7 protein-coding genes and 1 pseudogene are annotated in these 10,579 nt (G+C 68.8%); 5 read left to right on the top strand and 3 right to left on the bottom strand.

Going from position 1 to position 10,579, the window contains the following annotated elements:
• Together H0W40_RS17130 and H0W40_RS17125 are read right to left on the bottom strand one after the other, a co-directional pair.
• A pseudogene (locus H0W40_RS17130) lies at window positions 1-634 on the bottom strand (hypothetical protein); the annotation flags it as partial.
• 41 nt (window positions 635-675) lie between these two features.
• Window positions 676-1,980, bottom strand: a complete 1,305-nt coding sequence (locus H0W40_RS17125) for a hypothetical protein (RefSeq protein ID WP_292448635.1) — start codon at window positions 1,978-1,980, stop codon at window positions 676-678.
• A gap of 149 nt (window positions 1,981-2,129) precedes the next feature.
• Between H0W40_RS17125 and H0W40_RS17120 the strand changes: the two genes are divergently transcribed.
• The 3 genes from H0W40_RS17120 (at window position 2,130) to H0W40_RS17110 (ending at window position 4,609) form a co-directional block, all read left to right on the top strand.
• On the top strand, window positions 2,130-3,068 hold the full coding sequence (locus H0W40_RS17120; protein WP_292448632.1) for a LysR family transcriptional regulator: 939 nt from the start codon (window positions 2,130-2,132) through the stop codon (window positions 3,066-3,068).
• A gap of 3 nt (window positions 3,069-3,071) precedes the next feature.
• Window positions 3,072-4,067, top strand: coding sequence for a tripartite tricarboxylate transporter substrate binding protein (locus H0W40_RS17115; RefSeq protein ID WP_292448630.1), 996 nt, complete (start codon window positions 3,072-3,074; stop codon window positions 4,065-4,067).
• A gap of 119 nt (window positions 4,068-4,186) precedes the next feature.
• The gene (locus tag H0W40_RS17110) at window positions 4,187-4,609 is read left to right on the top strand and encodes a hypothetical protein (protein WP_292448627.1); all 423 of its coding nucleotides are present in this window, start codon (window positions 4,187-4,189) and stop codon (window positions 4,607-4,609) included.
• A gap of 144 nt (window positions 4,610-4,753) precedes the next feature.
• On the opposite strand, the gene uvrB is transcribed toward H0W40_RS17110, so the two are convergent.
• On the bottom strand, window positions 4,754-6,868 hold the full coding sequence (gene uvrB, locus H0W40_RS17105) for an excinuclease ABC subunit UvrB (RefSeq protein ID WP_292448625.1): 2,115 nt from the start codon (window positions 6,866-6,868) through the stop codon (window positions 4,754-4,756).
• 102 nt (window positions 6,869-6,970) lie between these two features.
• Between uvrB and H0W40_RS17100 the strand changes: the two genes are divergently transcribed.
• Window positions 6,971-8,164: an amino acid aminotransferase gene (locus H0W40_RS17100; RefSeq protein WP_292448623.1), complete on the top strand. Its 1,194-nt coding sequence runs from the start codon at window positions 6,971-6,973 to the stop codon at window positions 8,162-8,164.
• 220 nt (window positions 8,165-8,384) lie between these two features.
• Window positions 8,385-10,579, top strand: a 2,195-nt coding sequence (locus H0W40_RS17095; protein WP_292448620.1) for a DUF6600 domain-containing protein, incomplete at its 3' end; no start/stop codon positions are given.

Below are 10,579 nucleotides of genomic sequence, written 5' to 3'. Positions count from 1 at the left end.
ACACGTCCGTGGCGGCGCTGGCGTTGGCGTTCGCCGGCACGTTGCGCAGCAGATTGCACGAGCCGGCCGAAGCGCCGGTGATCGCCTGGCAGGTCGCGCTGGTGCCGCCGATGATCTCTCGCTCGCGATAGCTATGCGTCGCGCCGTCGTGCACGAACTGTTCGATCTTGTTCGCATACGCATTGAAGTAGGCCGGGTTCGAGGCCAGGCCGGGCTGCTTGGGCACCGCTTCGTCGCTTTGCTCCTGCAGCACCACCTTGCCCCACTGGCGCGACGCGATGTTGCCGCGCAGATCCCAGTCCGCCGGATTCAGGTTGAGGAAGTGGCCGCGCAGCGAAGCCGCGTTGCGGGTGGACAGCGCCACGTCGTAGTCCAGCCCCGCCTGCACCGTGAACTGCTTGAAGATGCCTGGCACTCCGCCCCACGGGTGCGGCTCGAAAACGTTGCTGCCGGTGGCGTTGGCCTGCCACATCGCATTCGTCAGGTCGGTGACGTTCGCGGTGTTGTAGCTCATCACCGGATCGTTGCGCCCGAAGGTGTAGCTGTTGCCGACGAAGAGGATGGACACCGGTTCCGCATGCACGGCAGGAACGCACGCCATCCCGGCGAGCACCAGAGCGAATAGCTTGTTCATTGCGCAGTCTCCTTCTTAAAAGCCCGCTTGTCCGCGACGGTTCACGGTCTCTCGCGTGCGGGAACGCGAGTCTCCAACGCGGGTGCAACGTATTCCGGCAGGAAGCGGCACCCGACGCCGAACTCCCCTTCGAACGCCGGGCATTGCTGCGCGATGCCGGTTGCACTCGGCTTGACACCCTCGTCCACCCATTGCAGCAGGGCGGCCAGCAGCGTCGCATAGGTCGGATCGCTGAGGTAGCTGTGGACGGCATGGTCCGTGAAGGTCTGAACCAGCCGGTCCGCGCTGCCGCCGCTCTGCATGATGGTCTTGAAGTAGGCGTCGAGCTCGACGAAGGCAGTCGGGTCGCCAGTCCCCTTCACGCTGAGCACCGGCACGGGAATGCGGCCGGTCGGGTCAGTGTCTTGCGCGAAGCGCTCGACCGCCTGCGCGTCGGCCGCGTAGCGCTGCACGCCGGCGTTGAGCGCTGCGTCGTCGGGCGAGCCGGTGTACTGCGCGCCGATGTTGCCGAAGGGGCTGGCTCCTCCCGTTCGCTCCTGCACGACATCCTGGAAATGGAAGGTGCCCCAGTTGAGATGCGCCTGGATCGAGCTTTCCGGGACGCGGATCACGTTCACGATGGTCTCGACCTTGGCCTGCTGCTCGGCGGTCCGCTGGTCCGCCGGCTTGTCCAGGCCCAGGCATTCAGCGGTGCGGGCGGCCAAATCCGCCCTTGTCATGGAAGAGTCCGCCGGCAGCCCGATCGACAGCGCATAGCTCGCTTCGTTCGGCCGCGGATGGTTGTTGCACAGGTACTGGTACACCACGCGCAGGTCCAGCCGGAAGTCGTAGGAGCGGGTGCCTCCCGCAAGCACACCGCTCGTCAGAAGCACGGCGTCGTAGGGCTGTGAGCCGGTGCTCTCCTCGGTGAACATTTCTGCCCCTTTGGCTGCCACGCCGGCACCCCAGGATTGACCGTGCAGGATCGTGCGCCGCGGCGAGGCGACGTGCTCTTCGAAGATCTGGCGCAGGCGCTCTGTGTCTTCGGCCGCGGCGCTGACTTCGACGCCGCCCTGCCGGAAGGTGGAGCCGGCCCAGGCATAACCCGCCTCCACCATCACCGCCCAGCGCGTCAGGTCGTCGGCCGAGCGATCCGGCGTCGGCGCATCGAGACTCGGGCCGCCGTGGGCGTGCAGCACGAGGTTGCCGTTCCATTCGTTCGGCATCGCGATCAGGTAGTAGGCGCCTTCGGAATCCTGGCCGGCGAGGCAGCTCGCGATGGCGGTCACGGCTTCGGGGCAGGCTGCAGCGGTGGGGGCTGCCTCTTGCAGGTCGTCGTCATCGCCGCCGCCGCAGGCGCCGAGCATCAGGGTCAGGGCAGCAGCCGCAATGAGGGGTGAGCTGATGATGCGCATCGAGGGTGTCTCCTGGTGTTATCGAAATCGTGTCGGCATCGTCGCTACCGTCAGTCCATATGTCCAATACGATTGAAATCCCACGTTGATACCATCCACGTATGGAGATTCGCCATCTGCGCTACTTCCTGGCCGTCGCCGACGCGGGCCACATGACGCGCGCCGCCGTGCAACTGGGCATTCAGCAGCCGCCGCTGAGCCAGCAGATCAAGGCCCTGGAGTCGGAGCTCGGCATCGCGCTGTTCCGGCGCCACCCGAAGGGCGTCAGCCTCACCGACGCGGGCCGGCTCCTGCAGGTCGAATCGGCACGCCTTCTGCGCGACTTCTCCGCGCTGCAGGAGCGCATGCACTCGCTGGCCGACGGCAAGCGCGGCCTGCTCTCGATCGGCTTCACCAGCTCGGCGGCGGCGCACGAGTTCACGCCCCACGCATTGCGCGAATGCCGCGGCCAGCACCCGGACATCGGGCTGGAGCTGAGCGAGAACAACGCAGCCGAGATCACGGAAGCGGTGGCCAGCGGCCGCCTGCACTGCGGACTGCTGCGCGTGCCGGTGTCGCGTCCGGCGGAGCTGACCTTCGAGACGCTGCTGCACGAGGCGGCGGTCGTCGCCCTGCCGATCGATCATCGCCTCGCAAGAAAGCGCAAGGACGGCCGGCCGCGACCGGTGGCCGTGAAGGACCTGCACGAGGAGCCGATCATCCTGGTGCGGCGCCCCGGCGCGCCGGGCCTGTACGCCAATCTGCTGGCGCTTTGTGATGAGCACGGCGTACGTCCACGCGTCGTGGCGGAGGTGAGCCGGATGCTGACCAACCTCAACCTCGTCGCCGCGGGCGCGGGCATTTCGGTGGTGCCGTCTTCCATGCAGGGCTCGCATCCACATGCCATCGTCTATTGCCCGCTCGAGGCGGGCGCAAAGCTCGACGTCCCGCTGACGCTCGCCTACCGGAGCGCCGACAACATCGGGCCGACCGGCACGTTCACCGCGCTGCTGCGGCAGCTCGCACGCAGGCGGTATGCGGGTCGCCGAGCGCAGACTTGATCCATGGCGCAAACGTTCAGCCCGGCACGGCCGCCGTCTCGCCGCAGCTTTCTCGCAGTGGCGGCAGGAATGGCGGGATGCGCGCTCGCGAGCCGCGCATTCGCGTGGCCGCAGCAGCCGATACGCATCCTGGTCGCCTATCCCCCGGGCGGCCTGAGCGACGAGATCGCGCGTTCCATTGCGAGGCAACTGTCAGCGCAGCTCGACAACGCCGTCGTGGTCCAGAACCGGGCCGGCGCCGGCGGCACCATCGCCATGGGGGCACTGGCCCGGTCGCCGCCGGACGGCCACACGCTGTGCTTTTCGGCCATCAGCCCGCTGGTGCTGTCGCCTTTGCTGGGCCCGGTGAGCTACGACCCGCAACGCGACATCGCCGCGGTGATCAGCGTGATGGTCACGCCCGTGCTGGTCATCGGCACGCCGGCGTTCACCGGAACGGATTTCGCCGACCTGCTGGCGCAGGCGAAGGCGCGGCCGGGCGCCCTGCGCTGGGCAACGTCGGGCCGCGGGACGCTGGGCCACATCGTCGCGAAGCTGGTTGCCTTGCACGGCGGCATCCGGATCACGCACATCCCCTACAAGGGCGGCGGCCCACAACTGACGGATGCCCTGGGCGGACAGTTCGAGCTGCTGTCCACGAACGTGGCGCCCTTGCAGTTGCGGCATGTGGCAAGGGGCAGATTCAAGCCGCTGGCGGTCGGAGCACCGTCGCGCCTGGCGGTGTTGCCCGAGGTACCCACCCTGGCCGAACTCGGCTTTCCCGAGGCCAACCTGACGTCGGTCTTCGGCTTGTTCGCACCCGCCGCGACGCCGGACGCGGTGTTGACGACGCTCAACGCCGAGCTCGACCGGATCGTGGCGCAACCGCAGATCCGCGGTCGCCTGCTGGCCGCCAACAACGTGCCCACGGGCGGCAGCCGGGAAGACTTCTCTCGGCTGATCGCCGAACAGTCACGCTCGTTTCGGCGTCTTTTCGAGAGCGACAAGCCGGACCGCTGAAGCGCGGCGAGATTCGGTGCGCCGAAGTCGCAGCCGCGCTCCGTGCGACAGCCTGCCGCCTTGGCACGATTCGCCGAAAACGGTATAAACCGTATATATCGTTAACGGAGAATTTCCGCATGGCCACTCGCAAGACTTCCTCCCCTGCGGCAGCACGCAAGCAACCTGCTGCCAACCCGGCCGGTACCCGGGCAGCCGCCCGCGCCGCCAAGGCGGCTCCGCAAGCCAAGCCCGTTGCATCGGCGAAGGCGGCAGCGACCGGGACAAAAACAGCGACCGGGCGCAAGAGCACCGACACCGCCAAGCCCAAGAACAAGCTGGTGCGTGACAGTTTCACCATTCCCAAGACCGAGTACCAGGCGCTCGGCGAGCTCAAGCAGCGCGCCGCCAAGCTGGAACGCCCGGCCAAGAAAAGCGAACTGCTGCGGGCCGGCATCAGCGCATTGATCGCCCTCGGCGACAAAGCCCTGGTTGCCGCTCTGGCCCGCGTTCCCAGCCTCAAGACCGGGCGACCCAAGCGAGACGACGTGCCGAAAGCCTGAGCAGCGGCGGCGGGCGGCCGGCGCCGTCCGCTCGCTCGCCGCAGGGCAAGGTGCGCGGCGCCCTGGATGTGCCACGCAAGGCCCTGGTCGCGCCGGTCCGTCAAAGGCGCGACACGCAAGCTCGCAGGCCGCGGAACACCGCCCCTACGCGCTCTGGATCGGCACGATGTTGTCGGTGCCCGGTGCGCCGAAAGCCTGCTCGCGCAGCAGCGCCAACTGGTCGCGAACGCGAGCGGCCTTCTCGAACTCCAGCCCGCGGGCGTGCTCGAGCATCTGCTTTTCCAGCAGCTTGATGCGCTTGCCGAGATCCTTCTCGCTCATCGACTCGATTTCGGCCGCAGCCTGCGCGGCCTTCAGGTCGTCGCCGCGGCTCTTCTCCGAATACACGCCGTCGATCAGGTCGCGGATCTCCTTGGTGATGCTGCGCGGCGTGATGCCGTGCTCGGCATTGAAGGCCACCTGCTTGGCACGCCGGCGCTCGGTCTCGCCGATGGCGCTCTTCATCGACTCGGTGATGCGGTCGGCATAGAGGATCGCGCGGCCGTTGAGGTTGCGAGCCGCGCGGCCGATGGTCTGGATGAGCGAGCGGCCCGAGCGCAGGAAGCCTTCCTTGTCGGCGTCGAGGATCGCGACGAGCGAGACCTCGGGAATGTCGAGCCCCTCGCGCAGCAGGTTGATGCCGACCAGCACGTCGAAGCTGCCCAGCCGCAGGTCGCGCAGGATTTCCACGCGCTCGACCGTGTCGATGTCCGAGTGGAGGTAGCGCACCTTCACGCCGTTGTCCGCGAGGTAGTCGGTGAGCTGCTCGGCCATGCGCTTGGTGAGCGTGGTGATGAGCACGCGCTCGCTCACCTCCACCCGAATGCCGATCTCCTGCAGCACGTCATCGACTTGCGTCGTCGCCGGCCGCACTTCGACCTGGGGATCGACCAGGCCGGTCGGCCGCACCAGTTGCTCGACCACCTGGCCGGCGTGCTCCTGCTCGTACGCAGCCGGCGTGGCGGAGACGAACACCACCTGGCGCATCTTGCGTTCGAACTCCTCGAACTTGAGCGGCCGGTTGTCCATGGCCGAGGGCAGCCGGAAGCCGTACTCGACGAGCGTCTGCTTGCGCGCCCGGTCGCCGTTGTACATGCCGCCGAACTGGCCGATCAGCACGTGGCTCTCGTCGAGGAACATCATCGCGTCCTTGGGCAGGTAGTCCACCAGCGTCGGTGGCGGCTCGCCGGGCGCGGCGCCGGAGAGATGCCGCGTGTAGTTCTCGATGCCCTTGCAGTGGCCGATCTCGCTGAGCATTTCCAGGTCGAAGCGCGTGCGCTGCTCGATGCGCTGCGCCTCGACCAGCTTGCCGGCGGCAACGAACTCGGCCAGGCGCCCGCGCAACTCTTCCTTGATGCCCTCGATCCCGTTCAGCACATGTTCGCGCGGCGTGACGTAGTGGCTGGCCGGGTAGACCACGAAGCGCGGCACCTTCTGGCGGATGCGGCCGGTGAGCGGGTCGAACAGCGAGAGCGTCTCGATCTCGTCGTCGAACAACTCGAAGCGCACGGCGAGTTCCGAGTGCTCGGCCGGAAACACGTCGATCGTGTCGCCCCGCACGCGAAAGGTGCCGCGCGAAAAATCGGTCTCGTTGCGCTTGTATTGCATGCGAATCAGGTGCGCGATCAGGTCGCGCTGGCCGACCTTGTCGCCCACGCGCGCGATCAGCCGCATCTGCGTGTAGTCCTCCGGCTTGCCGATGCCGTAGATGGCGCTGACCGAGGCCACGATCACCACGTCGCGCCGCTCCAGCACGCTCTTGGTGGCCGACAGGCGCATTTGCTCGATGTGCTCGTTGATCGCGCTGTCCTTCTCGATGAACAGGTCGCGCTGCGGCACGTAGGCCTCGGGCTGGTAGTAGTCGTAGTAGCTGACGAAGTACTCGACCGCGTTCTTGGGAAAGAACTCGCGGAACTCGCTGTAGAGCTGCGCGGCCAGGGTCTTGTTGGGCGCGAACACGATCGCCGGGCGGCCTAGCCGCGCGATCACGTTGGCCATGGTGAAGGTCTTGCCGGAGCCGGTGACGCCGAGCAGGGTCTGGAACACCTCGCCGTCGCGCACGCCTTCGACCAGCTTCGTGATCGCCTCCGGCTGGTCGCCGGCCGGCGGGTAGGGCATGTAGAGCTGGAAAGGCGAGTCGGGAAAGCTGATGAACTCGCCGCTCGGCAATGGCTCGAGGGCCTCGGGTGCAAGGCTCAGCGCGTCGGTGGGAACAGTCATGGTGACTAGAATTCGGGTTGTCCCGGAGCAGGGCAATCCGCCAGCGTAGCGGAATCGCCAAGCCCCTGTCACCACCCGCCACCGCAACCCGCCGAGCCTGCCATGTCCGCCCTCTTTTCCGCCGTCGAAATGGCCCCCCGCGACCCGATCCTGGGCCTCAACGAGCAGTTCAACGCCGATCCGAACCCGGCCAAGGTCAACCTGGGCATCGGCGTGTATTTCGACGAGAACGGCAAGCTGCCGCTGCTGGCCTGCGTGGCGGCAGCCGAAGCGCAGATCGCCGCCGCGCCCAAGCCGCACGGCTATCTGCCGATCGACGGGATCGCCGCCTACGACAAGGCCGTGCAGGGGTTGGTGTTCGGCAACGAGGCCGTGGCCAGCGGGCGCATCGCCACCATTCAGGGCCTGGGCGGCACGGGGGGCCTGAAGGTCGGCGCCGACTTCCTCAAGAAGTTGCGCCCCGAAGCGAAGGTGCTCATCAGCGACCCGAGCTGGGAGAACCACCGCGCGCTCTTCAACAACGCGGGCTTTGCGGTCGAGACCTATCCGTACTACGACGCCGCCAGGCGCGGCATCGACTTCGAGGGCATGCTGGGCGCATTGAACGCCGCGCCGGCCGGCACGATCGTGGTGCTGCACGCCTGCTGCCACAACCCGACCGGCTACGACCTCGGCCCCGCGCAATGGGCGCAGGTGATCGACGCGGTCAAGGCGCGCGACCTGGTGCCCTTCCTCGATCTGGCCTATCAGGGCTTCGGCGAAGGCATCGTCGAGGACGGCGCGGTGATCCAGCAGTTCCTCGCCTCGGGCCTCGATTTCTTCGTTTCCACCAGTTGCAGCAAGAGCTTTTCGCTCTATGGCGAGCGCGTCGGTGCGCTCAGCGTCGTGTGCGCCAGCAAGGACGAGGCGGGGCGCGTGCTGAGCCAGCTCAAGACCCTCATCCGCACCAACTATTCCAACCCACCCACCCACGGCGCTTCGATCGTGGCGGCGGTGCTCACGACGCCGGCGCTGCGCGCGCAATGGGAAGAAGAACTGGCCGGCATGCGCGTGCGCATCAAGGCGATGCGCGTGGCGCTGGTCGAAAAGCTGCAGGCCGCCGGCGTGCGCGGCGACCTCGGCTACATCACCGAGCAGCAGGGCATGTTCAGCTACTCGGGCCTGAGCACGCCGCAGATGCAGCGGCTGCGCAGCGAGTTCGGCATCTATGGCCTCGATTCCGGGCGCATCTGCGTGGCGGCGATCAACCACGGCAACCTCGACGCTGTCGCCAAGGCCATTGCCGCGGTGATGTGAGGCGGCGGTGTCGGGCCGGTGAGGACGGTGGTCGGGTGCGAGGCCCGCCGCGCCCTGGAGGGCTCCTGCACCGCCTCCCGGCGGCAACCGAGCCCTGATCCTTGCCGCTCGCACGGCGCATTTGCATTTCTTTGCAAGGGTCAGGTGGCACGCTTCGCCACGCAATGGGGTCTGATGCGTTATAGCTCTGTCGTCGTGGCAAGCGACGCGAGGTGAACGCATGAACAAGACCCCGAACTGGACCGTTGCAGTGGCCGCTCTGGCCGCGCTGTGTGCCGTGCTGCTGGCAGCCACGATGCCGGCCTGGGCGCAGGAACAAGGCGATGCGGTGGCCGATCCGCCGGGTCGCGTAGGGAGGATCAGTGCAATGGTGGGCGCGGTCGACATCTCGCGCCAGGCCGGCGCGCCGTGGGAGCGGGCGCAGATCAACCAGCCCGTCACAGGACAGACGGCCCTGCGGGCGCCGTCCGGCAGTCAGGCCGAGGTGCGCATCGGCTCGACCTCCGTTCGGCTCGACGCCGACACCCAGGCAGTGTTCTCCCAGCTCGACGACCACGGCATCGCGATCGACGTGGCCCAGGGCACCGTCCGGGTGCGCGTGCGCAATCTGCCGACGGGCGATGCCTTCAGCCTGTCTGCCGACGCCGTGCGCGCCGAAGCGCAGGGCCCCGGCGACTACCGCGTCAACTACGACCCCGATATTCGCGCCTACACGCTGCGCGCCCTGGCCGGCGAACTGCGGGTGGTGACACCGACCAACAGCTACAACCTCGAGGCGGGCCAGGAAAGCCTCGTGGAAGACGGCGGCCAAAGCGTGCAACTCCACGCCATGGGCGAGCGCGACGACTTCGACGCCTGGGCCGAGGCGCGCGACGGTCAGCAGGACTCGCTGACCGCGGCCCGCTACGTCTCACCCGAGACCACCGGCATCGAGGCGCTCGACGAGCACGGCCGCTGGAACGTGACGGATGACTACGGCCCGGTCTGGTACCCGCGCACCGTGCCTTCCGGCTGGGCGCCCTACCGCTACGGCCACTGGGCCCACGTGCACCCCTGGGGCTGGACCTGGGTCGACGACGCGCCCTGGGGCTTCGCGCCCTTCCACTACGGCCGCTGGGCCATGATCGACAGCCGCTGGGGCTGGGTGCCGGGGCCGATCGTGGCGCGGCCGGTGTGGTCGCCAGCGCTGGTCGGCTACGTGGGCGGCTACTCGGGCGGCGTGAGCGTTTCGATCGGCATCGGTTCGCCGGTCGGCTGGTTCCCGCTCGGGCCGCACGAGATCTATCACCCGCCTTTCCGCTATTCGCAGCGCTACTGGGACCACGTGAACTGGCGCCACAAGCACCGGGACCATCGCGACCATCGCGACCATCGGGACGGCAAGCGGCGGCATGACGACGACTGGCGCCACGACCGTGGCCGCGATCGCGACGGCCATGACGACCGCGACGACCGCCGCATGAAGCACCACACGACGCCCGGCTACCGCTACGCGAAGCGGGCGGACGCCTTGACCGTCGTGCGCGCCGACGACTTCCGCGGCTCGCGTTCGGTGGCCAACGAGCGCCTGCGGCTCGACGCCGGCCAGATCGCGCAACTCGCGCCGATGGCCCCCGGGGTGCGCCTGCCGACCGTGCTGCCCAAGCTGGGCAGCAATGCAGCGGCCGGCGGCGGGCCGGTTTCACCCGTACTTCGGCTACCGGCCACTCCGCGGCGCGAGCGCGCCGAGTCGCCGCGGCGCGACGGCGGCGGCGCAGGCGGCACGCTCGACCGCGAGCGCAACGACGAGCAGCCACGCAAGGAGTGGCGCCGCGAACCGCAGGACCGCGAAGCCGGCGCCGGCGATCACCGGCGCATGGTCGTGCAACCGCCCTCTTCCGTCGGCGACCCGCGCCTCGGCCGTGGCGAGGGCGGCGAACGCCGTGCGCGCGGCGACGGTGGCGAGCGCCGCGACCGAGGCGACTGGAGCGACCGTCAGACGCCAGCGGAACGCGCCGCCCGCAGTGATCGCGACTCGCGGCTGCAGCCGGTGCCGGGCTTGGCGCCCACTGTCACGCCCCTTCCGGGCCGTGCCGCGATCGGAGCTCCGCGGCCGGCCGCCCCGCCCCGGATCGCGCAGCCGCCGCTCGGCGCCGGTCGGCCGACGGCCACACAGCGTTCACTCACCCCCGTTCCCTCGCCGTCAAGCCGGCCATCTCCGGCGCTGACACCCCGCCGCGAAACCCCGCAGCGGCGAGCGGTGATGCCCGTGCCGGAGCGGCGGATGCAGGCGCCGCACACGCCCCGGAGCGTCGAGCGGCGGCGAATGGAACGCCCGCCGGCGGCGCCGAGCTCGATCGGCGCGCCGCCCCCGCCCCCGCGCATGCGGATCGCGCCGCCGTCCCGAACTTCGGCCCCCCGGCTGACGGCCCCGAC

Source organism: Methylibium sp., from assembly GCF_013817345.1.
Taxonomy (GTDB): Bacteria; Pseudomonadota; Gammaproteobacteria; order Burkholderiales; family Burkholderiaceae_C; genus Methylibium.
Note: the sequence above shows the minus strand (reverse complement) of the source record. Positions and strands in the feature narration are given on the sequence as shown.

Excerpts from the sequence above, each read along its gene's own strand:
- H0W40_RS17100 (WP_292448623.1), top strand. The coding sequence starts at position 6,971 with ATGTCCGCCCTCTTTTCCGCCGTCGAAATGGCCCCCCGCGACCCGATC.
- uvrB (WP_292448625.1), bottom strand. The coding sequence starts at position 6,868 with ATGACTGTTCCCACCGACGCGCTGAGCCTTGCACCCGAGGCCCTCGAG.
- H0W40_RS17125 (WP_292448635.1), bottom strand. The coding sequence starts at position 1,980 with ATGCTCGGCGCCTGCGGCGGCGGCGATGACGACGACCTGCAAGAGGCA.
- H0W40_RS17110 (WP_292448627.1), top strand. The coding sequence starts at position 4,187 with ATGGCCACTCGCAAGACTTCCTCCCCTGCGGCAGCACGCAAGCAACCT.
- H0W40_RS17115 (WP_292448630.1), top strand. The coding sequence starts at position 3,072 with ATGGCGCAAACGTTCAGCCCGGCACGGCCGCCGTCTCGCCGCAGCTTT.
- H0W40_RS17120 (WP_292448632.1), top strand. The coding sequence starts at position 2,130 with ATGGAGATTCGCCATCTGCGCTACTTCCTGGCCGTCGCCGACGCGGGC.